The organism is Xanthomonas sp. 3498, from assembly GCF_014199795.1.
Classification (GTDB): Bacteria; Pseudomonadota; Gammaproteobacteria; order Xanthomonadales; family Xanthomonadaceae; genus Xanthomonas_A; species Xanthomonas_A rydalmerensis.
In genome coordinates, this window is the sequence record NZ_JACHOH010000003.1 from 519,488 (window position 1) to 544,122 (window position 24,635).

At 70.6% G+C, this 24,635-nt stretch carries 19 protein-coding genes and 1 riboswitch; of the genes, 3 read left to right on the top strand and 16 right to left on the bottom strand.

Features of this window, described 5'->3' with window-relative positions; translation table 11 throughout:
- Positions 1 to 134: 134 nt before the first annotated feature.
- From GGR66_RS12100 to GGR66_RS12125, 6 genes are all read right to left on the bottom strand, one after another.
- On the bottom strand, positions 135 to 1,706 hold the full coding sequence (locus tag GGR66_RS12100; RefSeq protein WP_184448493.1) for a CocE/NonD family hydrolase: 1,572 nt from the start codon (positions 1,704 to 1,706) through the stop codon (positions 135 to 137).
- Positions 1,707 to 1,950: 244 nt separating this feature from the next.
- Positions 1,951 to 2,925 (bottom strand): thiamine-phosphate kinase, encoded by a 975-nt coding sequence (thiL, locus tag GGR66_RS12105; protein ID WP_184448388.1) that lies wholly within the window; start codon positions 2,923 to 2,925, stop codon positions 1,951 to 1,953.
- A 108-nt stretch (positions 2,926 to 3,033) separates the two neighbouring features.
- Positions 3,034 to 3,513: a transcription antitermination factor NusB gene (gene nusB, locus GGR66_RS12110; protein WP_048490537.1), complete on the bottom strand. Its 480-nt coding sequence runs from the start codon at positions 3,511 to 3,513 to the stop codon at positions 3,034 to 3,036.
- Positions 3,510 to 3,977, bottom strand: coding sequence for a 6,7-dimethyl-8-ribityllumazine synthase (gene ribH / locus GGR66_RS12115; RefSeq protein WP_184448389.1), 468 nt, complete (start codon positions 3,975 to 3,977; stop codon positions 3,510 to 3,512). The genes nusB and ribH overlap by 4 nt, the downstream gene beginning before the upstream one ends.
- 119 nt (positions 3,978 to 4,096) lie before the next feature.
- On the bottom strand, positions 4,097 to 5,224 hold the full coding sequence (ribB, locus tag GGR66_RS12120) for a 3,4-dihydroxy-2-butanone-4-phosphate synthase (protein WP_184448494.1): 1,128 nt from the start codon (positions 5,222 to 5,224) through the stop codon (positions 4,097 to 4,099).
- A gap of 112 nt (positions 5,225 to 5,336) precedes the next feature.
- Positions 5,337 to 5,936, bottom strand: a complete 600-nt coding sequence (locus GGR66_RS12125) for a riboflavin synthase (protein ID WP_184448390.1) — start codon at positions 5,934 to 5,936, stop codon at positions 5,337 to 5,339.
- 79 nt (positions 5,937 to 6,015) lie between these two features.
- A riboswitch (FMN riboswitch) is annotated at positions 6,016 to 6,180 on the bottom strand.
- Between the two features lie 215 nt (positions 6,181 to 6,395).
- Between GGR66_RS12125 and GGR66_RS12130 the strand changes: the two genes are divergently transcribed.
- Positions 6,396 to 7,019 (top strand): hypothetical protein, encoded by a 624-nt coding sequence (locus tag GGR66_RS12130; RefSeq protein ID WP_160966575.1) that lies wholly within the window; start codon positions 6,396 to 6,398, stop codon positions 7,017 to 7,019.
- 88 nt (positions 7,020 to 7,107) lie between these two features.
- On the opposite strand, the gene ribD is transcribed toward GGR66_RS12130, so the two are convergent.
- From ribD to GGR66_RS12160, 6 genes are all read right to left on the bottom strand, one after another.
- A complete protein-coding gene (gene ribD / locus GGR66_RS12135; RefSeq protein ID WP_184448391.1) occupies positions 7,108 to 8,217 on the bottom strand; it encodes a bifunctional diaminohydroxyphosphoribosylaminopyrimidine deaminase/5-amino-6-(5-phosphoribosylamino)uracil reductase RibD in 1,110 nt (369 codons plus the stop codon).
- Positions 8,214 to 8,696, bottom strand: a complete 483-nt coding sequence (locus GGR66_RS12140; protein WP_160966571.1) for a GNAT family N-acetyltransferase — start codon at positions 8,694 to 8,696, stop codon at positions 8,214 to 8,216. Before GGR66_RS12140 ends, ribD begins: the two co-directional genes overlap by 4 nt.
- Before the next feature lie 4 nt (positions 8,697 to 8,700).
- Positions 8,701 to 9,231, bottom strand: coding sequence for a transcriptional regulator NrdR (gene nrdR / locus GGR66_RS12145; protein ID WP_010340907.1), 531 nt, complete (start codon positions 9,229 to 9,231; stop codon positions 8,701 to 8,703).
- 105 nt (positions 9,232 to 9,336) lie between these two features.
- Positions 9,337 to 10,605, bottom strand: coding sequence for a serine hydroxymethyltransferase (gene glyA / locus GGR66_RS12150; protein ID WP_160971105.1), 1,269 nt, complete (start codon positions 10,603 to 10,605; stop codon positions 9,337 to 9,339).
- Positions 10,606 to 10,726: 121 nt separating this feature from the next.
- Complete coding sequence (locus GGR66_RS12155) at positions 10,727 to 11,227, bottom strand: RcnB family protein (protein ID WP_184448392.1); 501 nt, start codon at positions 11,225 to 11,227, stop codon at positions 10,727 to 10,729.
- A 110-nt stretch (positions 11,228 to 11,337) separates the two neighbouring features.
- Entirely contained in the window at positions 11,338 to 12,321 is a 984-nt protein-coding gene (locus tag GGR66_RS12160) for a helix-turn-helix transcriptional regulator (protein ID WP_326520995.1), read from the bottom strand.
- A 172-nt stretch (positions 12,322 to 12,493) separates the two neighbouring features.
- Between GGR66_RS12160 and GGR66_RS12165 the strand changes: the two genes are divergently transcribed.
- On the top strand, positions 12,494 to 13,939 hold the full coding sequence (locus GGR66_RS12165) for an MFS transporter (RefSeq protein WP_184448393.1): 1,446 nt from the start codon (positions 12,494 to 12,496) through the stop codon (positions 13,937 to 13,939).
- Between the two features lie 138 nt (positions 13,940 to 14,077).
- Positions 14,078 to 15,739 (top strand): energy-dependent translational throttle protein EttA, encoded by a 1,662-nt coding sequence (gene ettA / locus GGR66_RS12170; protein ID WP_160970653.1) that lies wholly within the window; start codon positions 14,078 to 14,080, stop codon positions 15,737 to 15,739.
- Between the two features lie 186 nt (positions 15,740 to 15,925).
- On the opposite strand, the gene GGR66_RS12175 is transcribed toward ettA, so the two are convergent.
- The 4 genes from GGR66_RS12175 to bcsB all read right to left on the bottom strand — a co-directional run bounded on the left by GGR66_RS12175 (position 15,926) and on the right by bcsB (position 24,586).
- Positions 15,926 to 16,441, bottom strand: coding sequence for a peptide deformylase (locus tag GGR66_RS12175; protein WP_160970655.1), 516 nt, complete (start codon positions 16,439 to 16,441; stop codon positions 15,926 to 15,928).
- A gap of 230 nt (positions 16,442 to 16,671) precedes the next feature.
- Positions 16,672 to 21,156: a cellulose synthase subunit BcsC-related outer membrane protein gene (locus tag GGR66_RS12180; protein WP_184448394.1), complete on the bottom strand. Its 4,485-nt coding sequence runs from the start codon at positions 21,154 to 21,156 to the stop codon at positions 16,672 to 16,674.
- Complete coding sequence (bcsZ, locus tag GGR66_RS12185) at positions 21,144 to 22,310, bottom strand: cellulose synthase complex periplasmic endoglucanase BcsZ (RefSeq protein ID WP_184448395.1); 1,167 nt, start codon at positions 22,308 to 22,310, stop codon at positions 21,144 to 21,146. The genes GGR66_RS12180 and bcsZ overlap by 13 nt, the downstream gene beginning before the upstream one ends.
- Positions 22,307 to 24,586: a cellulose biosynthesis cyclic di-GMP-binding regulatory protein BcsB gene (bcsB, locus tag GGR66_RS12190; RefSeq protein ID WP_184448396.1), complete on the bottom strand. Its 2,280-nt coding sequence runs from the start codon at positions 24,584 to 24,586 to the stop codon at positions 22,307 to 22,309. The genes bcsZ and bcsB overlap by 4 nt, the downstream gene beginning before the upstream one ends.
- Positions 24,587 to 24,635 lie beyond the last annotated feature (49 nt).

A 24,635-nucleotide genomic window follows, 5' to 3' on the forward strand; every position in this document is an offset into this window, starting at 1 on the left:
TGAGGGTCCGGTGCGAAGCGCCACGTCGACCTGATCATGCGAGGCTTCGCCCGTACCCTCATCCGCCCCTGCGGGGCACCTTCCCCCGAAAAGGGGGCCATGGTCCCGAGGGGAGAAGGGAAACGCTAACTGCCTCAGTGCAACGGCACGCTCAGGAACGACGGCGCGGCCGACGGCGAGCTGAAGCTCACCGTGCCGCCGAAGCGGCTGGCCGAGGTATAGCGCGGATCGGTGGTGTCCACCACCAGCACCAGGCGGCGACCAGCCGGGATCTCGACCGCGGTCGCCTGCAGCGCCAGGTCGAGCGTCACCGGTGACCCTGGCGTCGCATTGCGCAGGGTGTACGGCACGTGGCTGAGCAATTGCGCCGAACCCGAACTGTCCATGCTGTACAGATAGGCGAACAGCGACACGTTGGACTGACTCGGGGTCACCGTCAGCCGCAGCGACGGCGCGCCGGCCAGGCGCTTGTCGCTGGACAGCGCCGGGCCGCTCCACACTGCGGCACCAGCACGGCTGACCAGCGGGATCGAGGTCGTCACCGGCTGGCCGAGACCCTGCAGCAGGCCGCTCAACATCACCACGCCGGAGTCGGCCAGGGTCGGCACGCCGGTGGCGATGCGGTAGTTCCAGCCGCTGCTGTTGCCGGTGCTCAGCGAGCCGGTCGGCAACAGCAGGCCGCTGGGGCCGGTCAGGCCGTAGCGCGTGGCGCCGGCCTGCACGCTGTTCCAGTCGGCATAGCTGAGCCAGGTGCCGCCGAGGGTCGACAGTTGCACCGGCGCTTCGCGGTCCACGCCGTTGTCGCGGCCCTTCAGGTAGCGGTCGAACCAGCGCGTGGCCTCGGTATACACCTGGTTCGGCAGGCCCAACGCGCCCGGCAGTTCGGCGGTGGCGTGGTCGCCCTGGCTGAACATCAGGTGCTTGGGCACGCTGAGCTGGTTGTAGAGGTTGATGTACTGGTTCGGCGGGAACAGGCCGTCGTTGAACGCATTGGCCAGCAGCACCGCCGGGCCGTTGCGGTTGAGCGCCTGCACCTCGTTGATCACCCCGCGTTCGGCGGCCTTGGGCAGGAAGCCCTGCACCGCACCGTCGTAGTCGCCCACCGCCACGTGCGCGGTGATCTGCGCCAGTTCCGGACCGGGCCGGCCAGTGGCGACCCCGGCGGCGACCAGCATGCCCACGCCCTGCTGGCTGACCGTGCTATTGGCGTACAGCGACGCCTGCAGGTCGGCCCAGCCGCTGAGCGCGGCCACCGCCTTGATCCGCGGGTCGCGTGCGGCGGCGAGCAGACTGGTGCCGGCGCCGTAGGAGATGCCCGACACACCGATCGCCTTGGCGTCGGCCGGAGTGTTGGCCAGCGCCCAGTCGATCACCGCGCTGACGTCCTCCACCGTCGGCTGCCCGGCGATGTCGATCAGCCCCTGCGAGTCCCAGAAGCCGCGCGAGGTGTAGCTGACCACCACGTAGCCGTCGTTGGCCAGTTCGCTGGCGCGGCCCACGTACTCCAGGTTGGGCAGCGACCAGCTGGCTGGCATCACCACCAGCGGGAACGGTCCCGGGCCCTGCCCCTGCGGCACCAGGACGAGCGCGCCGAGCTTGGTGCCATCGAAACTGGAAATGCTCTGGTACTGCTTGCTGAAGCCGGCCGCGGCCGCGGCGGCGGAGAACACCAGCAACATCGCGCCAAGGGCGATGCGACGTGACACGGACATGCGCATGGACTGCCTCCCAAGCGGCGCCGAACCGGAATGGCCGGCTGCCGGAACGGTACTGCCAGAACGGTGACAAGCGCTCGACACGGGGCCGGGCAGGCGGACCGTACCACCAGGTACGGGCGATATTCACGCCGCAGTGCGGCACAGTATGGAAGGGGCGTCGGTCGGCGTTGGCCGGAGGGCCTCACGTCCTGGCGCCGCGGCCTGGGCCCGGCGTGCGCTCAGGCCACTTGGCTCAGCTCAAAAAGTGCTGGTAGCCGCTGCGCGGCGGTTGCCACGGCCGGCCGGCCGCATCGCGCACCACAATGCCGCGGCCGGCGACGATGCGCCCGATCGGCGTCGCCGTGACCCCGACCGCCTGCAGCGCCTGCACGATCGCAACGCGCTGTACCGGGTCGGCAGTGAAGCACAGCTCGTAGTCGTCGCCGCCGCCCAGTTGCCAGGCGTGCACCTGTGCAGGGTCCGCGTCGGCCGGGGCGGCGACCGCCGGCAGCGTGGCCAGCTCCAGTTCGGCACCGACGCCGCTGCGCACGCAGATGTGGTCCAGGTCGGCCAGCAGGCCATCGGAGACATCCACGCAGGCCCGCGCCAGGCCGCGCAGGCGCAAGCCGGCCTGCACCCGCGGTGTCGGCCGCAGCAGGCGCTGGCGCAGGTGTTCGTGCAGCGGATCGGCGGCTGGCGCGGTCACGTCCAGGCGGCCGCCCTGCCACAACGCCAGCGCCGCGGCAGCCTCGCCCGGCTGGCCGGTCACCCAGACCTCGTCGCCCGGCTGCGCGGCATCGCGGCGCAGCGCCGCCGTCGCCGGCACGCTGCCGATCGCGGTCACCGACAACGCCAGCGGCCCGCGCGTGGTGTCGCCACCGGCCAGGCCGATGCCGTGCGCGTCGGCCAGGGCGAAGAAGCCCTCGGCGAACGCATCGACCCAGGCCATGTCGACCTGCGGCAACGACAGCGATAGCGTGCACCAGCGCGGCTGCGCGCCCATCGCCGCCAGGTCGGACAGATTCACCGCCAGCGTCTTCCAGCCGATGTCGGCGGCCGCGGTTTCGGCCGGGAAATGCACCCCGGCATTGAGCGTATCGGTGGTGATCGCCAGCAACTCCCCCGCCGGCGGCAGCAGCAACGCCGCATCGTCGCCGATGCCCAGCGGCAGATCCGCACGCGCCCGACTGCGCGCACGCAGGCGCTCGATCAGATCGAATTCGGGCATTGAAGGGCCGGGAATGGAGATTGGGGATTGGGGATTGGCAAAAGCGCGTCCTCGGACGGGAATGTCGCTCTGGCGAATCCCCAATCCCGAATGCCCAATCCCGCGCCGTCAGGCGCCGCCGCCGCCCGACTCCACCGCGCGCCACTGCAGCGCGGCGCGATCCAGGACGCCGTTGACGTAGGTGTGCCCGTGCTCGGAGCCGAAGCGCTTGGCGGTCTCGATGGCTTCGTTGATCACCACGCGGTACGGCACGTCCATGCGGTGCAGCAGTTCGTAGGCGGCAAGGCGCAGCACCGCGCGCTCGATCGCATCCACTTCCTCCACCGTGCGGTCCAGGTAGCCGACCAGCGCCTCGTCCAGTTCGGCGCGGTGCTTGAGCACGCCCTCGACCAGGTTCTCGAAGTACACCAGGTCGGCGATCTCGTGCGCCTGTTCGTGCGCGAACTGCGCGATCACGTGCTGGGCGTTGCCGCCGGAAATCTGCCAGGCGTAGATCGCTTGCAGCGCACGCCGACGCGCGCGCGAGCGCAGGACCGGATCGACACCATCGCGGCGTGGGTGGTGCTTGTGGCCAGCGGGTTTGTTCACGGCAGCAACTCCAGCAGGTTGACCATCTCCAGCGCGCTCAGCGCCGCTTCCTCGCCCTTGTTGCCATGGCTGCCGCCGGCACGTGCTTCGGCATCCTCGACCTGCTCCACGGCGAGCACGCCGTTGAGCACCGGGATGCGGAAGTCCAGCGAGACCCGCAGCAGGCCCTCGGCGCAGCCATCGGCAACGTGTTCGTAGTGGCGGGTATCGCCACGGATCACGCAGCCCAGCGCGATGATCGCGGCGTGCTTGCCGGTCGCGGCCAGGCGCGCGGCGACCAGCGGCAGCTCCCACGCGCCCGGCACGCGGATCACGTCCACCGCGTCATCGGCGATGCCGTTGCCGGACAGGCTCTGCCGCGCGCCGGCGACCAGCACGTCGGTGATGCGGGCGTTCCAGCGGCTGGCGATGATCGCGAAACGCGCCGACTCGGGAGTGCGGAGGTCGCCTTCGTAATGGGACATGGCGGTGGCAGCTTGAGGGGGTGGGAGAGTTTAACAGGCAGGGAGGCCAGGGCCCGGAAAGCGATCCAGGGGAACCGCGTAGTCGGCCGAGCACCGCCAATGGCGAGAATCGCGCGGAATCAGCCTTTACCGATTCCCCAATCCCGATTCCCGATTCCCGGCTCAATGTGCTCCACCACCTCCAGCCCGAACCCGGCCAGGCCGATCTGCCGGCGCGGCGTCCCGAGCACGCGCAGCTTGCCCAGGCCCAGGTCGGCCAGGATCTGGCTGCCGGCGCCGTTGCGCCGCCACTGGCCCACGTCCTTGCCGTGCGCCGCCTCCGGCTGCGCGCGCAGCCGCGCCAGCAGCGCCGCACTGTCGCGCGGCGCGGACAGCACCACCATCACCCCGCGGTCGGCCGCGGCGATCGCGCGCAGCGCGTCGCTGGCAGCCACGCCGAAGTCCTCGCGGCGCCAGTGCAGCAGATCGGCGAGCGGATTCTCCACCTGCACCCGCACCAGGGTCGGGGTGTCAGCATCCGGGGTACCACGGACCAGGGCGAAGTGCAGGTCGTGGGCGATGCGGTCGCGGTAGGTGACCAGGGTGAAGCCGCCGAACTCGGTGTCGATGGGCCGCTCGTCGATGCGTTCGACGGTGTGCTCGGTGGCCAGGCGGTAGGCGATCAGGTCGGCGATCGAGCCCATCTTCAGGCCATGGGTGCGGGCGAACTCCTCCAACTGCGGACGCCGCGCCATGCTGCCGTCGGGATTGAGCACCTCCACCAGCACGCCGGCCGGCTCCAGCCCCGCCAGCATCGGCAGATCGCTGGCGGCCTCGGTGTGGCCGGCGCGGGTCAGCACACCGCCGGGCTGGGCGATCAGCGGGAAGATGTGGCCGGGCTGGCTGAGGTCGTGCGGCTTGGCATCGGGCTTGACCGCGGTGCGCACGGTGTGGGCGCGGTCGTAGGCGGAGATGCCGGTGGTCACGCCTTCGGCGGCCTCGATGCTGACGGTGAAGTTGGTATGGAACTGCGCGGTGTTGCGCTGGACCATCGGCGCCAGGCCCAACTGCGCGCAGCGCTCGCGGGTCAGCGACAGGCACACCAGGCCGCGCGCGTGGGTGACCATGAAATTGATGTCCGAGGGCTTGACCAGCTCGGCGGCCATGATTAGGTCGCCCTCGTTCTCGCGGTCCTCGTCGTCGACGATGACCACCATGCGGCCGGCGCGGAGTTCTTCCAGCAGCTCGGGGACGGAGGCGAAATTCAGGCTCGGGGTAACGGAAGGCGACATGCGGGGACTCGCGGAAAGACGGAGGGTGCCGCGCGCGACGCAGGCAGCGGCGTGGCGCGACGAAAAGGCGAAACGGATGCGGCCAGGATCAGTCCTGGCGGCCCTGCAGCAGGCGTTCGACGTAGCGCGCGACCAGGTCGATCTCCAGGTTCACCGCCGCGCCGACGGCGGTCTGCGCGAACGCGGTGTGCGCCACGGTGTGCGGGATCAGCGCGACTTCGAAGCCTTCCGCATCGACCGCATTGACGGTGAGGCTGACCCCGTCCACGCAGATCGAGCCCTTCTTGGCGATGTAGCGCAACAGCGCCGCCGGCGCGGCGAAGCGCCAGCGCTGCGCGCGCGCGTCGTCGTGGATCGACAGCACCTGGCCGAGCCCGTCGACATGGCCGCTGACCAGGTGCCCGCCGAGGCGGTCGCTGGGGCGCATCGCCCGCTCCAGGTTCAGCGCCGCGCCCTCGGCCAGGCGGCCGAGCGTGGTCAGCGCCAGGGTCTCGGTGGAGGCGTCGGCCTGGAACGAGGCGGCGTCGAACGCGATCACGGTCAGGCACACGCCGTTGACCGCGATGCTCTCGCCCAGGCGCACGTCGGCGAACGGCAGGCTGCCGGTGGCGAAGGTGAAGCGGATATCGCCGCCCTGCGGCTGGCGTGCGGCGAGATGGCCGACGCCTTCGATGATTCCGGTGAACATAGCTACGTTTCTCGCAATGGGGTGAGCGAAAAACGCCACAAGGCAAACAGGCACGCGCACAGCCGCAAGGCTGCGCGAAGGCCGTCTTCTTTCATCCGGACTATACCGTCGGCTCCGGCATCGCACCGGATCTGCTGACCTTCCCGATTTCGACGCGTCGCGCCTGCGCCGGGAAGCGCTCGCGGGCTCGTGCGCGAACGCACCTACCGCCGGTGGGGAATCGCACCCCGCCCTGAAGACGTTTGTGGTCGCCGGCGAACCGGCCCGCGCATTCTAGCAGGCGCGGCATGCGGGCCCGGCCTGCATTACCCATCGCGGCGGGACGCTGCATCACGCAGCCCGCCGCGAAGACAGGAATGTGAAATATATGTTAAGATGCTGTTTGCGACAGGAGACGTCGCCTGTGTGCCGCCCTGCATTGGGGCGATGACACTGCCATTCATCCGGAGAGCACCACCCATGCGCAACACCCTGATCCTGGCTGCCCTGTTGGCGGCCGCACCTTTTGCCGCGTCGGCCGAAGGCCTGAGCTACAACTATGTCGAAGGCGGCTGGAACCGCACCGACATCAACGTCAATGCGTCCTCCGAGAACGTCAACGGCGGTTACCTGCGCGGTTCCTGGCAGATCGCCGAGCCGGCGTATGTGTTCGCCGGCTACCAGCGCGCCAGCGAAGACTTCGCCCTGTCCGAGGTGTACAGCGGCAAGGTGACCGTGCAGCAGGCCAACCTGGGCATCGGCTACCGCCAGGAAATGACCGAGCGCGTCGATTTCATCGCAGACGCCAGCGTGTTGCGGATCAAGGCCGAAGCCGACCTGCGCGAGGACGGCGTGCGTCTTGGCCGCGGATCCGATTCCAGCACCCTGGGTGCCGTCAATCTCGGCTTGCGCGGCAAGCCCTCGCCGCGGACCGAAGCCTGGATCAAGGCCGGCTACATCGACGGCAGCGATGCCGACGAAGGCAAGTTCGTCGGCACCCTCGGCGGCCAGATCAACTTCACGCGCACCTGGGGCATGGTCGGCGAAATCGAATACATCGATGACGCCAGCCAGTACAAGGTCGGCGTGCGCGCAAGCTTCTGATCAAAAGCGCGGCGTTTTGCGCGCACAAAGGGCACGCCGGCATACACCGCCGGCGTGCCCTTTACGTTTATGCCTCACGTTGATGGACTCAGCCCACCAACGGGAGATAGCGCAAGCGCAGGTCCTGCCCCAGTTGCACCACGTCGGCAAGCTGCAGCGGCACGCGCTGCGCCATGGTCTCGATGCCGAGCCCGGCCAATAGAGGGCGGGCGGTATCGCCCAGCAGCAGCGGCGCCATGTACACCAGCACTTCGTCGACCAGGCCGGCGCGCAGCAGCGCGCCGCCCAGCGTCGCCCCGGCTTCGACCTGGACCTCGTTGATGCCGCGCTCGCCGAGCAGGCGCAGCGCCGCGTGCAGGTCGCAGCGGCCGTCGTGCAGCGGCACCGCGGCGAAGGCGGCATGCTCCAGCGTCGGCGGCACGCAGTCCGGCGCGTGCAGATACAGGGTCGGCGCGCTGCCGTCGCGGACCTTGGCCTGCGCCAGGCTGCGCAGTTGCGCGTCCAGCACCACGCGCAGCGGCGGCGCCACTTCGATCGCGGCATCCAGGCGCACGGTCAGTGCCGGATCGTCGGCCAGCACGGTCCCGGCGCCGGTGAGGATGGCGCCGACGCGGGCGCGCCAGTGCTGCACATCCTGCCGCGCCGCCGCGCCGGTGATCCATTTCGATTCGCCGCTGGCCAGCGCGGTGCGTCCGTCCAGGCTGGCGCCGAGCTTGATCCGCAGCCATGGCCGGCCGCGCTCCACCCGCGACAGGAAACCGCGATTGAGCGCGCGCGCCTGCGCCTCCATCAGGCCGGTCTGCACCGCGATGCCGGCGGCGCGCAGCAGCGCGAAGCCGCCGCCGTTGACCTGCGGGAACGGATCGGCCATCGCCGCCACCACCCGCGTCACCCCGGCATCGATCAGCGCCAGCGCGCACGGCGGGGTGCGGCCGTAGTGCGCGCACGGCTCCAGGGTCACGTAGGCGGTGGCGCCGCGGGCGCGTTCGCCGGCGGCGCGCAGCGCGAACACCTCCGCGTGCGGCCCGCCGGCGCGCTGGTGGAAGCCCTCGCCAACCACCACGCCGTCGCGCACGAGGACGCAGCCGACCATCGGGTTCGGGCGCGTGGTGTAGGCGCCGCGCTCGGCCAGGCGCAGGGCCTGCGCCATCCAGCGATGGTCGTCGGCGGAGAAGCCGGGAACGAGGTCGGCACTCATGCGGATGCGGCGGCAGCGCCGGCATCGCGGCGCATCACCACGATCTGCAGCGGCCCCAGCGGCAGGTCGGCGTGGCGCCGCCAGCCCAGGCGCTCGTAGAACGGCACCAGCACCGGCTCGCAGTACAGGTACAGCCACTGCACGCCGAAGCGCGCGGCGGCCTGCACGCAGTGCGCGACCAGGGCGGCGCCGACGCCGGCACCGCGTGCCTGCGGCCGCACGTACAGCGTGGCCAGCCATGGCGAAAACTGGCGGATGCGCGCGTCGTCGTTCTGCAGCAGGCTCACCGATCCCAGCCAGTCCTCGCCATCCAGCGCGATCCAGGTGGTGGGAATACGGCGATCGTCGCGATGGCTGCGCAGGTCGGCCTCGGCCTCCACCACGTTCCATTCCGGCAGCAGCGGGCCGAACGCCTGCAGATGTTCCTGCGCCAGCGCCGGGATGTGCTGCGCCGCCTCGGCCAGACAGACGATGCGCATGCGCTCAGCGCTTGCCGGTCTTGTCGCCCGGCTTGGCCGCGCGCACCAGGTCCAGCAGCGGCAACTGCTCGCTGCCCACCGGCAATTCGCGCTCGAGCTTCTCGATCTCCTCGCGGAAATCGGCCACGTCCTGGAAGCTGCGGTACACCGAGGCGAAGCGCACGTAGCCGACGTGGTCGAGCTTGCGCAGCTCGGCCATCACGTACTCGCCGACCCGGATCGAGGGCAGTTCGCGCTCGCCGGACATGCGCAACTGGTGCACCACCGCGCGCACCGCCGCCTCGATCTGCTCCTCGGCCACCGGCCGCTTCTGCAGCGCGCGGTCGAAGCTGGTGCGCAGCTTGCGCGCATCGAACGCCTCGCGGCCGCCGTCGCTCTTGATCACCGTCGGCAGCTTGAGTTCGATCGTCTCCAGCGTACTGAAGCGCTCACCGCAGGCCTCGCACTCGCGACGACGGCGGATCGTCGCGCCGTCCTCGGACACGCGCGAATCGATCACCCGGGTATCGGTGTGCTGGCAGAAAGGACAGTGCATCAGGGGCCGGGATTGGGAATTGGGGATTGGGGATTGGAAAAAGCGGGCGCCTCAGGACCGGAGCTTACGCTCCATCCCGAATCCCCAATCTCCAATCCCCGCCGCTCAGCCATACACCGGATACTTGCGGCACTGCGCGGTCACCGCGTCGCGCACGCGCGCCAGCACGGTGTCATCGGCCGGGGCGTCGAGCACGTCGGCGATCCAGTTGGCCAGGTCGACGCAATCCTGTTCCTGGTAGCCGCGGGTGGTGATCGCCGGGGTGCCCAGGCGCAGGCCCGAGGTCACGAACGGCGAGCGCGGGTCGTTGGGGACCGAGTTCTTGTTGACGGTGATGTGGGCCTTGCCCAGCGCCGCTTCCGCGTCCTTGCCGGAGACGTCGCGGCCGATCATGTCGACCAGCATCAGGTGGTTCTCGGTGCCGCCGGAAACGATCTTGTAGCCGCGCGCGATCAGGGTCTTGGCCATGGCCTGCGCGTTCTTCACCACCTGCTGCTGATAGGTGGTGAACTCCGGCTCCAGCGCTTCCTTGAACGCCACCGCTTTGGCCGCGATCACGTGCATCAGCGGGCCGCCCTGGATGCCGGGGAAGACGATCGACTGCAGCTTCTTGGACAGGTCTTCGAGCTTGTCGCCGGCGCCGGCGGCACTGGCGAGGATGATGCCGCCACGCGGGCCACGCAGGGTCTTGTGGGTGGTGGAGGTGACCACGTGCGCATGCGGCAGCGGAGTCGGATAGACGCCGGCGGCGACCAGGCCGGCCACGTGCGCCATGTCCACGAAGAAATACGCGCCGACCTTGTCGGCGATGGCGCGGAAGCGCGCCCAGTCGATCACCTGCGAGTAGGCGGAGAAGCCTGCCACCACCATCTTCGGCTTGTGCTCCACGGCCAGGCGCTCGACCTCGTCGTAGTCGATCAGGCCCTGGTCGTTGACGCCGTACTGCACGGCGTTGAACAGCTTGCCGGAGGCGTTGACCTTGGCGCCGTGGGTCAGATGGCCGCCATGCGCCAGCGACATGCCGAGGATGGTGTCGCCCGGCTGCAGCAGCGCGAAGTACACCGCCTGATTGGCCTGCGAGCCACTGTGCGGCTGCACGTTGGCGTAGTCGGCAGCGAACAGTTGCTTGACCCGATCGAGGGCCAGTTGCTCGGCGACGTCGACGAATTCGCAGCCGCCGTAATAGCGCTTGCCCGGGTAGCCTTCGGCGTACTTGTTGGTGAGCTGGCTGCCCTGCGCTTCCATGACCAGCGGGCTGCAGTAGTTCTCGCTGGCGATCAGCTCGACGTGGTCTTCCTGGCGGCCGGCTTCGGCGGCGATGGCGCGGGCCAGGTCGGGATCGTAGGTTTCGATGCGGGCGTCGCGCGGGAACATCGGGTCTCCAGGGGCATGGACAGAAGGCAGACCGCTAGTTTAAGCCCCGCGCAGGGCCCAGGGCGAACCAAAACGCAGACGGCCTCCCGAAGGAGGCCGTCTGCTGGTGCCGCAGCAAGGCTCAGCGACCGCTGAGCACCAGGTCGGCGATGATGCCGGTGGCGATGGCGACCAACAGCAGGTTGCCGGTGTCGTCGCGCACCCAGCGATAGCCGTGAGGCGGACGCCGGACCTGGTAGCGGTCGTAGTCGTAGACCACGTAGTTCGGGCCGTAGTAGCGCTGGCCGCGCGCCCAGCGCGGCGGACCCGGGCGGTAGTAGACGACGTCCGGCCCGGTGCGATAGCCGTCGCGGTAGCCGCGATCGTAGGCACGGCGGGCGTCGCGGCGGTCGCGCTCACGGTCGCGCCAGTAACGCTCGCGATCGGCGTCGCGGTAGCCGCGGTCGTACCAGCCATGGTCGCGCGGACCCGGTCCCGGCGGCGGAGGCGGCGGCCCCGGAGGACCCGGCGGGCCCCAGCCCGGACCCGGGCCGCCCGGACCCCAGGCGAATGCGGGTGGCGCCATGAAACCCAGCGCCAGCGCGGACGAGAGGGCAATTGTGGCAAGGCGTTTCATGTTCATGGCAACTCCGTCACGTGGTGTGGCGATTGCATTTAGGCCCTTGCCATCTGAACCGCCTCCTTCTGGAATCGGTTACGTATTCAGCTTTCCCGATCGGACTAAGAAAGCGTTCATCCATCAGGGTTTGCGGCCTGTGCGTGCAGGCGCAATAGCGCCGCCTGCGCTGTGTCATCGGCCGGCAAATAGACCACCAGACGGTTGCCGTTGCGCGGCGCCGACCACCAGTTGACCTGGTGCAGGCGCAGCTCGCCTTCCTGCGGATGGCGGAAGCGCTTGAGCTGGTTCTCAACACCCCGCACCTCGCGCCGCTGCCGCCACAGCGCATCGAACTCGGGCGAGGCGGCACGGTAGCGCGCCAGCAACGCCTCCCATTCCGGCTCGCCCAGGTGTTCGGCCATCGCCGCGCGCAGCAACGCCACCATGTGCTGCAGCACGTCCTGCCGATCGAGCAATGCGTCGCGCCAGCGCGGATTGGTGAAGGCCTGATAGACGCAGTTGCGATCGGTGTCGGGCAGGTCGGCCAGGGTCACGCCCATCAGCCGCTCGAAGGCCGGGTTGGCGCCGAGGATGTCGAAGCGCGGGGTCTGCAGCATCGCCGGCCACGGCCCGAGCTGATCGAGCAGCATGCGCGCGGTGCCGGTCAGGCGTTCGCACGGCGCCGCCGCCAGGGCGGTCGTGCCGCCCACGCCGGCCAGCGCCAGCACGTGCGCGGTTTCGACCTCCGAACACTGCAGGGCGCGGGCGATGGCGGTCAGCACGCGCGCCGAAGCGCGCACCGGGCGCCCCTGTTCAAGCCACGTGTACCAGGTCACGCCGACATCGGCGAGCAAGGCGACCTCCTCGCGGCGCAGGCCGGGGGTGCGTCGCCGTCCGCCGCGCGGCAGCGCCAGGCGCGCCGGATCCAGGCTCTCGCGGCGGGCGCGCAGGAAGGCGCCCAGCGCGCGGGCACGCTCGCTGGCCAGGGCCGGGCCCGACGACGCGGCAGGCGTGGCAGACGCGGCGGCCCGCTCCGGCCTGGAGGTGGAATGGGCGAGGTCCAGTTGCATCGTCTTCTCCGCTTCGTTGTCCGCCAGTGCCACGATCCCGTGCGACACACAGCGCTCGCTGCGCCGCCATTTCCCGTTACACCACCGGGGGACGTCGCACCCAAAGCAACCGCCCGAGATCCTAGGGAGGCACTACCAGTACCAGGATAAATGAGTCCTTGTACCAGTTTAGAGGCTCTCCATACTGCGCGCCATGACCACGCCCTCCCCCGTCTCCGCCATGTCCGCCACCGCCCCCACCCTGAGCCGCCGCGGCCTCGGCATCCTGCTGATCGGGCAGATGCTGCCGTTGATCGACTTCTCCATCCTCAATGTCGCGCTCGGCTCGATCGCGCGCACGCTGCATGCGTCGGCGATGCAACTGGAGCTGATCGTGGCCGTCTACGGCGTCGCCTTCGCGGTGGGCCTGGCAGCGGGCGGCCGGCTCGGCGACAACCTCGGCCGGCGCCGCGTGTTCGGTGCCGGCGTGCTGCTGTTCGCCCTGGCCTCGTTGCTGTGCGGCGTGGCCGGCTCGGTGACGGCGCTGCTGGCCGGGCGCACGCTGCAAGGGCTGGGCGCGGCACTGGCGGTGCCGCAGATCCTCGCCACCATCCACGTCAGCCTGCACGGCAAGGCGCACGCCCGGGCGCTGGCGCTGTACGGCTCGCTGGGCGGCATCGCCTTCGTCATCGGCCAGGTACTGGGCGGATCGCTGGTCAGCGCGAACATCGCCGGCTCCGGCTGGCGCAGCGTGTTCCTGATCAACCTGCCGTTCTGCCTGCTGGCGCTGGCCTGCCTGCGCGCCGTGCCGGAGACGCGCGCCGCGCGGCGGATGCCGCCCGACCTGGCCGGCGCCGGGCTGCTGGGGCTGTTCCTGGCCTGCCTGCTGCTGCCGTTGGCGCTGGGCCCGGCGCTGCACTGGCCACCGGCATGCCTGGCGGTGCTGGCCGCCTGCCTGCCGCTGCTGGCGGCACTGACCCGGGTCGAACTGTGGCAGGAACGCCGCGGGCGGACGCCGCTGCTGCCACCGGCCTTGCTGCGACTGCCCAGCGTGCGCTTCGCGCTGCTGGTGGGCGGGGTGTTCTTCACCTGCTGGAGCGGCTTCATGTTCGTGCTGGCGCTGACGCTGCAGACCGGCGCCGGACTCTCGCCGCTGCAGTCGGGCAACGCCTTCATCGTACTGGGCGCGGCCTACTTCGCCTCCGCGCTGGTCAGCGCCCGCGTGGCGGCGCGCTGCGGCCCGGTGCCGACGCTGCTGCTCGGCTGCCTGGTGCAGATGCTGGGCCTGCTGGCGCTGGGCTGGACGCTGCACGCGGTGTGGCCGCATCCGGGCGCACTCAACCTGGCTCCGGCAACGGCGCTGATCGGCGCCGGCCAGGCCTGGATCGTGGCCAGCTTCTACCGCATCGGCCTGTCGCAGGTGCCCACCGACCATGCCGGCGCCGGCAGTGCCATGCTCTCCACCATCCTGCAGGCGGCCATGGGCCTGGGGCCAGCGGCACTGGGCGCGATCTACGCCCACGCCCGCGGTGGCGGCAGCCTGGCCGCGATGCAGGCGGCGCTGCACAGCGAGTGGCTGGCGATGCTGCTGCTGGTGCTCTGCGCACTGTTCTATCTGCGCCGGCAACGTCGTGCCGGCACATCGGCAACGGCACCGAGCGCAGCGCTGCCGCCGATCGCCGAGTAGGCCGCGCGGCAACGCCCGCGCGTCTGGTGCCGCAACCGCGCGGCAAAGAATGCAGGCGGCCGTCCGGCTATAATCCGTCATCCCTTTCGACGCCCTCCGGCCGCCGGCCGGCGGGCGCCCTGCGCCTTTGGAGCCGCCATGTCGCAATACATCTACACCATGAACCGGGTCAGCAAGACCGTGCCGCCCAAGCGCCAGATCATCAAGGACATCTCGCTGTCGTTCTTCCCCGGCGCCAAGATCGGCCTGCTCGGCCTCAACGGCGCCGGCAAGTCCACCGTGCTGAAGATCATGGCCGGCGTGGACACCGATTTCGAAGGCGAGGCGCGCCCGCAGCCCGGCACCAAGGTCGGCTACCTGGCGCAGGAGCCGGAGCTGGACCCGAACAAGACCGTGCGCGAGTCGGTCGAGGAAGGCGTGGGCGAAGTGCTGCAGGCGCAGGCCGCGCTGGAAGCGGTGTACGCCGCCTATGCCGAGGAAGGCGCCGATTTCGACGCGCTGGCCAAGGAACAGGAGCGCCTGGAGGCGATCCTCGCCGCCGGCGATGCGCACACCCTGGAGAACCAGCTCGACGTGGCCGCCGACGCACTGCGGCTGCCGCCGTGGGACGCCAAGATCGCCAACCTGTCCGGCGGCGAGAAGCGCCGCGTGGCGCTGTGCCGGCTGCTGCTGCAGAAGCCGGACATGCTGCTGCTCGACGAACCGACCAACCACCTCGACGCCGAGTCCGTCGAATGGCTGGAGCAGTTCCTGGCGCGCTACAGCGGCACCGTGGTCGCGGTCACCCACGATCGCTACTTCCTCGACAACGCCGCCGAGTGGATCCTGGAACTGGACCGCGGCCGCGGCATTCCGTGGAAGGGCAACTACACCGAGTGGCTGATGCAGAAGGACGAGCGCCTGAAGCAGGAAGAGAACCAGGAGAAGGCGCGGCAGAAGGCGATCCAGAAGGAACTGGAGTGGGCCCGGCAGAACGCCAAGGGCGGCCGCTCCAAGGGCAAGGCGCGTCTGGCGCGCCTGGACGAACTGCAGTCGGTGGATTACCAGAAGCGCAACGAGACCAACGAAATCTTCATCCCGCCGGGCGAGCGCCTGGGCAACTCGGTGATGGAGTTCAAGAACGTCTCCAAGAAGTTCGGCGACCGCCTGCTGATCGACAACCTGTCGATGATCATTCCGCCGGGCGCCATCGTCGGCATCATCGGCCCCAACGGCGCCGGCAAGTCGACCCTGTTCAAGATGATCACCGGGCAGGAGAAGCCGGATTCGGGCGAGATCGTGGTCGGCCCGACCGTGCAGCTGTCGTACGTGGACCAGAGCCGCGACAAGCTGGAAGGCAACCACAACGTCTTCCAGGAAATCGCCGGCGGCCTGGACATCCTCAACATCAACGGCATCGAGATCCAGTCGCGCGCCTACATCGGCCGCTTCAACTTCAAGGGCCAGGACCAGCAGAAGATGGTCGGTTCGCTGTCAGGTGGTGAGCGCGGCCGCCTGCACATGGCCAAGACCCTGCTGCAGGGCGGCAACGTGCTGCTGCTCGACGAACCGTCCAACGACCTGGACATCGAAACCCTGCGCGCGCTGGAAGACGCGCTGCTGGAGTTCCCGGGCAACACCTTCGTGATCTCGCACGATCGCTGGTTCCTCGACCGTATCGCCACCCACATCCTCGCCTTCGAGGGCGACTCGCACGTGGAGTTCTTCCAGGGCAACTACCGCGAGTACGAGGAAGACAAGAAGCGCCGCCTGGGCGACGATGCCGGCCCCAAGCGTCTGCGTTTCAAGGCTCTGAAGTAAGCCGCAGCGCGTTCGTGCAGCACCCGCCACGGCCCGCCTCGCGCGGGCCGTGTGCGTTTTGCGGTCGTATCTGCGATGACGTTTGCAGGGACGCTCGTGGGAGCGGCTTCAGCCGCGACCGAGGCGCTACCGGTAACGCCCGGTCGCGGCTGAAGCCGCTCCTACGAAAAGCAGGTCGGTCCTGCGCTACAGCTCGTAAGACAGCACGTCCTCGAAGCCGAACTTGTCGAAGTCGCGGATGCGCGAGGGATACAGCCGGCCGATCAGGTGGTCGTGCTCGTGCTGCACCACGCGGGCATGGAAGCCCTCGGCCTCGCGCTGCAGCGGCGTGCCGTCCGGCAGCACGCCGCGGTAACGGATGTGCCGGTAGCGCGGGATCACCGCGCGCAGCCCGGGAATGGACAGGCAGCCCTCCCAGCCATCCTCCAGTTCGTCGGACAGCGGTTCGATCTCGACGTTGGCCAGGGCGGTGCGCGGCACCGGCGGCGCCTCCGGATAGCGCGCGCTGCGCTCGAAACCGAACACCATCAGTTGCAGATCCACCGCGATCTGCGGCGCGGCCAGGCCGACGCCGCGCGCGGCGTCCATGGTCTCGAACATGTCGGCCACCAGCGTGTGCAGCTGCGCGCTGTCGAAGTCGGTGACCGGTGGCGCCTGGCGCAGCAGACGCGGGTCGCCCATGCGGATGATGTCGCGGATCATGTGCGGACTCCTGGACGGGGATGCCCGCGATTATCCGCCGTGGCGGCGACGCGTGCAGCGGGGCTACGATGTACCGTGGCCCCAGCTACGGTCTGCAGCGGTGCATATCTGCATTCCAGCAAAGCGCCGACGCAACGTCGTAGGAGCGGCTTCAGCCGCGACAGGTTTCATGGGAACGCCTGTCGCGGCTGAAGCCGCTCCTACGACGGGAGCAGTGCGCCTGCCTCGCCCTACTCCGGCACGTATGGCGAGGCCAGCACCTGCGGGCGACGGCCGAGGCCGGCGCCGAGCCGGTCGAGCACGAAGCGCACGTAGAGGTTGGTGCTGAACTGGGTGTAGTCGCGGGCATTGTTGAACAGCAGGCGGCCGCCCAGGAACAGTTGCGGGGCGATCTGCCATTCGGCCGCGCCGGCGATGTTGTAGGACATGCCGGTCTTGCTCTGCCCGGCGTAGACCGGCGCGACGTAGCGGTCGGTCAGCCCCAGCAGCGCGGCCAGCGAGGCGGCATCGTAGGCGGCCTGCTGCATCTGCGCGCTGGTCGGGAAGTACGGGCTGTCGTCGCTGCGGAAGTGCTGCACGCCGACGCTGGCGTCCACGCTCCAGTTGACCGTGCGTCCGGCCGTGCGCCCGCTCCAGTGCACCGGGAAGCTCAGGTCCACGTAGTCCTGCGGGCTGAAGTAGCCGCCCTGGCCATACGTGTAGCCGCCCAGGTTCTTGTCGTACTGCATCGCGGTCAGGTTGAGGCCGGCGGTCAGCGACTGGTTCTCGGTGTCCAGCGCGTGCACGTACACGCCCAGGTCGACCTGGCGGTGGTCGTTGCTGGCGACGTTGCGGCCGACCAGGCGGTCGGCGCCGACGCTGGCGTAACCGCCGAGCAGGCCGTTGTCGAGGGTGGCCGACAGGCGCAGGCCGTTGCTGGTCACGCCGCCCCAGCCGAGCCCGGCGCGGCCATCGTCGACGCCGCCGAAGGACAGCAGGCTGTCGCTGACCGCACGCCGGAACACCTCGCCCGAATAGGTCAGGGTGTCGCCGGCCTGGCCGCGGTAGCCGACGCCGCCGACGATGCGCCGCTCGGGAAAGCCGACCGGGGTGCTGCCGAGGTCGGCGCTGAAGCCGCCGTTCTTGTAGGTCACCGCCATGCCGACGCCGCGCGCGTCCTGGTCCATGCGCCGCGCGCCGTTGCCGTTGGCGGCCATGGTGTACAGCGCCTGGCTGAAGCCGGCCGGGGTCAGCGTCGCGGCGGTGGGGTTGGCCGCCAGGTTGCGGAAGCGGGCGATGTCGGCGGCACTGAGGTCGGCGCTGCGCGAGGCGTCGCCGAGGATGGCGCTGGCCAGCGTGCCGATCGCGGTGTCGGCGGCGGTATTGCCGAGCAGGAACGCCGACAGCGGCTCGGCGTACAGCGCCTGCAGCGCCGCCGCCTCGCGCTGCGCGTTGGTCAGCGTCGGGTCGGTGTCGTTGAACAGCTTGTTGTACAGCCCGGTGTTGACCGCGTAGGTGCGCAGCGCGTTGCGGGTGGCGTTGCTGTTGCCCTCGGTGAGCAGCAGTTGGTACAGATCGCTGCCGACCAGGCTGTCGATCGGGGTGCGGTCGGCAGCCAGGGCATCGCCCATCGCCGCAGCGGGACCGGCGCCGAAGCGGCTGGCGGTGGCGTAGCCGGTGCCGAGCGTGCCGGCATCGAGCAGGGTCGGGGTGACGTCGACCTGCAGCTTGCCCTCGCCCACCGCGAACTCGCCATGCAGCGGCACTTCCAGATCGCGCAGGCGGCCCAGGCCGGCTTCGCCGTCGCGGGCGCGGTAGCTGGCGCCGGTGGCGACGCTGTCGCTGTTTTCGGCCTGCACTTCGCGCAGTTCGTCGAGCACGCTGGAACCGCCCGCGGAGGTGGCCGGTGCCGCCGGCTGGCGCAGGGACGCACGCGGCGTGTCGGCCAGCAATCCATCATCGGGCAGCGCGCGCGGCGCGGTGCGGGCTGTGGTGCTGCGCTGGCCCGGCACCGGCAGCGCGGCCAGGGCCACGCCCACGGCGCTGGCGCTGGCGCTGGCCGGCGGCGGCAGGTCGTCGCCGGCGGCCACGGGCGCAGACGCCGGCAACGCGGAGGCCGCGTAGGCCGGGGCCGGCACGCCGCCGCCGAGGCTGTCGGACACCACGGCGGCGCTGCGCGGCATGCGCCCGTTCATGCCGGCGAACGGATTGAGCGGGCGCCCGGCCGCGGCGTACGACGCCGGACCGTTGGCGGCCGGCAGGCCGTTGTCGTACTGACCCGATTCGTGCGCCTGCGCCGCCAGCGCGGCGCGGAAATAGCTCTCGGCCTTGCGGTTCTTGCCGGCGCTGCGATACACGCGACCGGCGGCGGCGAGCACCTGCGGCGAATCCGGCGCCTGCGCCAGCGCGCGCTGCAGGTAGTCCTCGGCGCTGTGCAGGTCGCGCAGTGCGGCGGCGGTGTTGGCCGCGGCGATCAGCGTGTCCAGGTCGTTGGGCGACTGCTGCAGTTGCTGCTGGTACAGCACCAACGCCTGGCGCTGGTCGCCGGCGGCGGCGTACAGCCGCGCCAGCGCGGCCACCGCCTGCGGGTCCTGGTTCTGCTGCGCCAGCAGCGGCGCGAGCGCGTCGTAGGCGGCTTCGAGGTTGCCGAGTTCGCGCAGGGCATCGACCTGGCGCAACACGTAGCCGCTGCGCAGCGCCTGGTAGCGGCGCTGCTGCTCGGCGCTCATCTCGGTGTCGCGCAGTTGGCGCAGGGTCGCCGCCAGCTCCGCGTCCTGATGCGCGCGCAGCAGCACGCCGGCGTACTGCAGGCGCGATTCGGTGGAGGGATTCTGTCCGACCAAGCGCTGCGCCAGGGTCAGCGCGCGCGTGTTGCTGCCGATATCGGCATAGGCGCCGGCCATCGCCGCCAGCAATGCCGGCTGCTCCAGCGCGTCGCCCAGCGCGGCCTCGGTGCGGCCCAGCAGCAACTGCGCTTCGCCGCCGCGGCCCTGTTGTTGCAGCAGGCGCGCCTTGGCCGCCTGTTGTTCGACCCAGGCGGTGTTGCGCAGCGCGCTCATCTCGGCGGTGCGCGCACTGGCCGGGATGCGCTCCAGGCTGGCGTAGGCGCTGGCCCAGTCGCCGCGTTCCTGCGCCAGCAGCGCGTTGGCGTACAGCGCCTCGGGCATGTCGCCATGCACCGCGAGCAGGCCGTCCATGACGCTGCGCGCCTGGTCCGGACGCCCGGCCTGCTGGTACAGGCGCGCCAGGTCCAGGCGCACCCATGGGTCGCCGGGGTTGTCGACCATCGCCGTCTCCAGCTCGCTCTGCGCGGTGACGGTGTCGCCGGCCTCCAGCGCCTGCTGCGCGCGGGCGCGCTGCAGGTTGGCTTTCAGTGCGGTCTCGCCGCCGGCCTGCTGGCGCTGCGCCGGGCTGAGCCTGGCGAACAGCGCATTGGCCTCGTTGGCACGGCCCTGACGGCTGTACAGGGCGATCAGGCCCTGCAGTGCGCCGGCATCGTCGGCATGCAGGCGCAGCGCCTCGCGGTAGCTCTTTTCGGCCGCGGCGGCATCGCTGGCCGACTGCAGGTCGCCCAGCAGCGCGTAGCCGGCGGCCTCCTCGGGCTTGAGCTTGACCGCCTGCTGGGCCAGGCGCAGCGCCGCGTCGTTGTCGCCGCGCGCACGCGCGGCCTGCGCCTGCTGCAACTGCAGCCAGTAGCGCGCGCTGTCCAACGCGCTGCGCCACTTGCCGTTGGCGGCCGCGGCCGGGCGCAGCAGCTCCTGCGCTTCGCCGAAGCGCTGCTGGCGCAGCCGCACCGAGCCCAGGCCGCCGAGTGCCTCGGCGTCGCGCGGACGCGCGCGCAGCACCTGCGCGAAGCGCTGTTCGGCCAGGGCCAGGTTGCCGGCGTTGAGCGCCTTGAAGCCCTCGCCCAGCTGTTCGCCGGCTGGATCGCCGCCTTGCGCGCGGCGCTCCTGCAGTTGCGCGGCCTTCCTGGCGATCTCGGCATCGTTCGGATTGGCGGCCAGGAACGCTTGGTACAGCGGCGCATCGGCAGGGCCGGCATTGAGCCACAGCAGGGCCTGACGCCAGCCGGCGCGCGCCGGGCCGGCGACATCGGCGCGCTTGCTCAGCGCGGCGAGCTGGGCGATGCCCTCGCGCCGGGACGGTTCGCGGTAGGTCTGCACCTGCGCCAGCGCCAGCGCCGCGGCGGTGTTGTCCGGCTGCGCGGCGGCCAGGCGGCGCAGGCCGTCGCGCGCGCCTTCCCAGCCCTGCGGCGTGCCGGCCAGCGCCTGGTAGTACTCCAGCGCCAGCGCGTCCGGCGGGCCCTTGCCATCGAACATCGCCTGGTAGGCGCGCACCGCGTCCACGTAGCGGCCGGCGGCGGCGGCGCGGCGCGCGTTGCGCAGGTCGACGTTGTCGCCGGTGCCGCCGATCGACATCGCCAGGCGCTGGGTCTGCGGTGCCTGCGGATGCGTCTTCTGCAATTGCGCCAGGCGCTTGCGCGCGTCGGTCTGGCGGCCTTGCGCCAGATCGATCTGGGCCAGGCCGAGCAGCGCGTCGGGCTGGTTCGGGTCGACCCGCAGCAACTTGCGCCAGGCGTCGGCGGCGAGGTCGTCGCGGCCCTGGTCGTGCCAGTAGTTGCCCTGGCTGACCAGTTGCTGGGTAGCGTCGGCGTTCTGCGCGTGTGCGCTGCCGGCGAGCAGGCACAGGTCGATCATGCCGGCCAGGTACAGGGGTTTGAGGTTCATGCGGAGCATTGGGTTCTCCAGGCGGGCTGCAGCGCGCCGTCTGCGGAAAAGCGGTAGCGGTTGTCGAGCCAGGCACGTCCGAACAGGATCAGCACCCGGTCGTAGTAGGGAAGCCGGGCCGCGGCGGCGTCGCCGGGCGCGGGAATGCGTTGCGCCTGCGCCTTGAGCAGCGCCGGTTCGCGCAGCGCGCTCAGGTACGGCAGCAGCGCTGCGGCGAAGCCGGGCGGGGCCTGGCCGCTGCCGACGCCCTGGCGGGTATCGATCTTCTCGTCGAGGCGGCCCTGCGCGCGCAGTTGCTGCAGCGGGCCGGACAGATCGTCGAGCAGCGCCTTGCGCAGCGGATCGGCGGCATCGAGCATGCCGGCCCACAGGTACACGCGGATCGCGTCGTAGCTGCCGATCGCACCCTTGTCCGGATCGACGCCGAAGGCGCGGCCGTCCCAGGCGATCCAGTCCGGCGCGAAGCCGACCGGCGCGCTGTCGCGCAGCAGGCGCGCGCTGCGCGTGGCCAGACCAGCCCACGGCCCCTTCGGATCGACCGCGGCGAAACGCCGCAGCAATTGCAGCGGCAGGTAGCTGGGATTGAGCGTCCAGCGCTGCGGCGTGACGAAGCCCTTGGCCGCCGGCAGCAGCATGCTGCCGAACCCGGGCAGTTCGACCAGCTCGGTGCGCCGCACCAGCGCCAGCATCTGCAGGCCGGCCTGGGTGTAGCCGGGCCGTTGCCACAGGCGCCCGGCCTCGAGCAGCACGTAGGCGATCCACAGGTCGGCGTCGCTGGCGCTGTTGCCGTCGAGCACGCGCCAACTACCGTCGCTGGCGCGGCCCCACAGCCAGGCCGGCAGCACCTGCTGCGGGCGGCCGCCGCACAGGTTGTGCCGGGTCCAGCCGAGCACGCGCTCGAACAGCACCTGGTCGTTGGCCACCAGCGCGAAGAACAGCGCGTAGGACTGGCCCTCGGAGGTGCTGCGCTGGTCGGCGTGCTGGAAATCGATCACCCGTCCGCTGGCATCGAGGTGCTTGGCGACGAACGCGGTCCACTCGCGCCACGGCGCGCAGGCCGGCGCCACCGTGAGCGCGGCGCGCGCCGGCGGCAGCAGCGTCGCCGCGCCGGCAGCGAGCAGGCCGCCGAGCAGGCGCCGGCGTTGGCCGGTGTGTCCGTTCACCGCCCTTCCTGCAGCCGTGCCGCCGAGTGCCGGCGCAGCACCACGCGCGCGGCCAGCGCCAGCAGCACGCTCAGCACCACCACCGCCAGGCCCAGCAGCAGCGGGTGCTGCGAGAAGTACCAGCGTGCCCAGGTCGGCAGCGGCAGGTGGCCGACGTAGTAGGTCTGGTTGCCGGCGAGGCTGCGCACCTTGCCTTTCTGCAACAGCACCACGCTGCCCTGGAAGTCCTTCAGCGTGGCCGGCTCGAGCCAGGCGTCGAAGAAGTCCTCGACGCTGGCCGGATCCTCGGCCAGCAGCGCGACCACGCTGCGCCCGGCCTTCAGCGGCGACTGGAAGCCCATCAACACCACGTCGCCGGGCGCCGGCTTCACCGCCACCTCGGCGGTGGTCGGCAGGTCGGTGCGGCGCGCATCGAACGACAGGAAGCCGGGCAGCTTGTCCAGCACCCAGTCGCTCATCGAAAAGCGCCGCCCGCTGGCGCCGTCGCCGATCGGCAGCGCCGCGCTCCAGCGCTGGAACAGCGGCTGCGAGCGCAGGCTGCCGAACACCAGCAGGTCGCTGTCGGCGTGCTTGTCGACCTCGGCGGCGTGGATCAGGGTCACCCGAAGCGCCGGGTAGCCGGTGGACGCGCCAAGCCGGCCGAGCAGCGTCAACAGGTTGGCCATGTCCTGGTCGCCGATCTCGTCCGGCACCACCACGGTGGACTCGGACAGGTCGGCCAGGCGCGTGAACGGGAAGCCGGCATTGCCGAAGGCGGCCAGATTCGGCATCGCGATGTAGTGATGGAACGAACGCAGGTCCACGCTGGAGTCGGCGTCGATCGCGCCGGACACATCGGGGAAGGTGTTCTTGCACGCCTCCGCCTGCGGGCGATCGAAGAAGAAGTGGAAGCGCAGCTGGCTGTTGGCCGAGAACGGCCCGGTCGGCAGCAGCAGCTTCTGCTCCACCGGCATCGCGCCCTTGGGCGAGAGCGCGTGCCACCAGCGCAGCGGCAACGACTCGGCATAGGCGTGGCCGTTGAGCGGCAGCGTGGTGACGAAGGCATCGTTGATGCTGACGTTGAGCGCCGACTTGTTCTGCGTCTCCGGCACCGTGTAGCGGTAGCGCAGATTGACCGGGATGCCGTCGCGCTGCCACACGAACAGGTCCGGCGGCAGCTGCAGGCCGACCCGGATCAGGTCGGGGTGGTAGCCGCTGACGTTCAACTGCGCGGTCTGCGCAACCAGGTCGCCGAAGCGCACCGGCTTGTCGCCGGAGATCCAGTTGGGCGCGTCGTAGGGCTTGCGCGGCTGCGCCTGCTTGAGTTCGCCGATGCGCGCCACCGGGCCGTTGAGCGGCGTGCCCAGGCTCAGCGCGGTGGCGGCCTGCTGCAGGTCGTCGTCGTCGCGGCCCAGCACCAGCAGCAGCTTGCCGGTGGCATCGCGCGGATTGGTGATCATCGCCAGGGTCGGGCCGGCGATCTCGCTCAAGCCGGCCTGGGTCGCCGCCAGTTCCGCCGGCAGGGTCGCGGCGGTGGCGAACAGCACCGCGTTGCCGGTGGCCGGCACGTCGCCGATGGCCACGCCGAACGCGGCGCCGCGGTAGCCCGCCTGCGCGCCGAACCAGGAGGCGACGATGCCGGCGCTGCGCAGCGTGGCCAGGTCCGGGCGCTGCGGGAACACGAACGGCAGTTCCAGGCGGCGCGTATCGCGCTTGTCGTAGAACGGCACCGGCAGCAGCGCCAGGTCGTTGCGCAGCACCAGCGGGGTGGCGGTCAGCGACAGCCGCGTGGACGGATCGATGTTGGCCCACAGGCTGGTGTGGTCCGGATCCTCGCAGTCGCGGGTGTAGTGGCCGATCAGCTGCAGGTTGAGCCGGTTGTAGTCGCTGATCAGGCGCGGATCGATCGGCACGTCGCTCTGCTGCAACTTGCCGGCGTTCTCGCGGCTGACCGGCAGGGCCGCCACGGTGACGCCGTTGACGCTGACCTTCAGGTGCGACAGGTCCGGCAGCAGCGCCGGCGAGTAGCTGTACACCAGATGCAGGTTCGCCGCCTGCACCACTTCGTCGGTGCGCGTGCTGAAGGGAATGCCGGCGCTGCCCTGGATGCCGCGCAGGGTCATCTCGTAGTCGATGCCGAGCTGCTTGAGCGTGGCCGAGCGCTCGCGTTCGGCCGGGGCCGGCAGCGGCACAGCGGTCGCGGCGGCCGGCGCAGTGGCAGGAAGGGTCGGCTCCTGGGCCAGCGCCAGGCCGGACAGGACCGTGAGACAACATGCAGCCAGGGCGGGTAGACGCATCGACGGCGACCGGAAAGAAAGGGAAGAGAGGAAGGAACGCAGCACAGCG

What these genes read in the sequence shown, in the direction of transcription:
- thiL (WP_184448388.1), bottom strand. Translation starts at nt 2,925, where the DNA reads ATGCCCGAATTCGATCTGATCGAGCGCCTGCGTGCGCGCAGTCGGGCG.
- ribH (WP_184448389.1), bottom strand. Translation starts at nt 3,977, where the DNA reads ATGTCCCATTACGAAGGCGACCTCCGCACTCCCGAGTCGGCGCGTTTC.
- GGR66_RS12125 (WP_184448390.1), bottom strand. Translation starts at nt 5,936, where the DNA reads ATGTTCACCGGAATCATCGAAGGCGTCGGCCATCTCGCCGCACGCCAG.
- GGR66_RS12130 (WP_160966575.1), top strand. Translation starts at nt 6,396, where the DNA reads ATGCGCAACACCCTGATCCTGGCTGCCCTGTTGGCGGCCGCACCTTTT.
- ribD (WP_184448391.1), bottom strand. Translation starts at nt 8,217, where the DNA reads ATGAGTGCCGACCTCGTTCCCGGCTTCTCCGCCGACGACCATCGCTGG.
- GGR66_RS12140 (WP_160966571.1), bottom strand. Translation starts at nt 8,696, where the DNA reads ATGCGCATCGTCTGTCTGGCCGAGGCGGCGCAGCACATCCCGGCGCTG.
- nrdR (WP_010340907.1), bottom strand. Translation starts at nt 9,231, where the DNA reads ATGCACTGTCCTTTCTGCCAGCACACCGATACCCGGGTGATCGATTCG.
- glyA (WP_160971105.1), bottom strand. Translation starts at nt 10,605, where the DNA reads ATGTTCCCGCGCGACGCCCGCATCGAAACCTACGATCCCGACCTGGCC.
- GGR66_RS12155 (WP_184448392.1), bottom strand. Translation starts at nt 11,227, where the DNA reads ATGAACATGAAACGCCTTGCCACAATTGCCCTCTCGTCCGCGCTGGCG.
- GGR66_RS12165 (WP_184448393.1), top strand. Translation starts at nt 12,494, where the DNA reads ATGTCCGCCACCGCCCCCACCCTGAGCCGCCGCGGCCTCGGCATCCTG.
- ettA (WP_160970653.1), top strand. Translation starts at nt 14,078, where the DNA reads ATGTCGCAATACATCTACACCATGAACCGGGTCAGCAAGACCGTGCCG.
- GGR66_RS12175 (WP_160970655.1), bottom strand. Translation starts at nt 16,441, where the DNA reads ATGATCCGCGACATCATCCGCATGGGCGACCCGCGTCTGCTGCGCCAG.
- GGR66_RS12180 (WP_184448394.1), bottom strand. Translation starts at nt 21,156, where the DNA reads ATGCTCCGCATGAACCTCAAACCCCTGTACCTGGCCGGCATGATCGAC.
- bcsB (WP_184448396.1), bottom strand. Translation starts at nt 24,586, where the DNA reads ATGCGTCTACCCGCCCTGGCTGCATGTTGTCTCACGGTCCTGTCCGGC.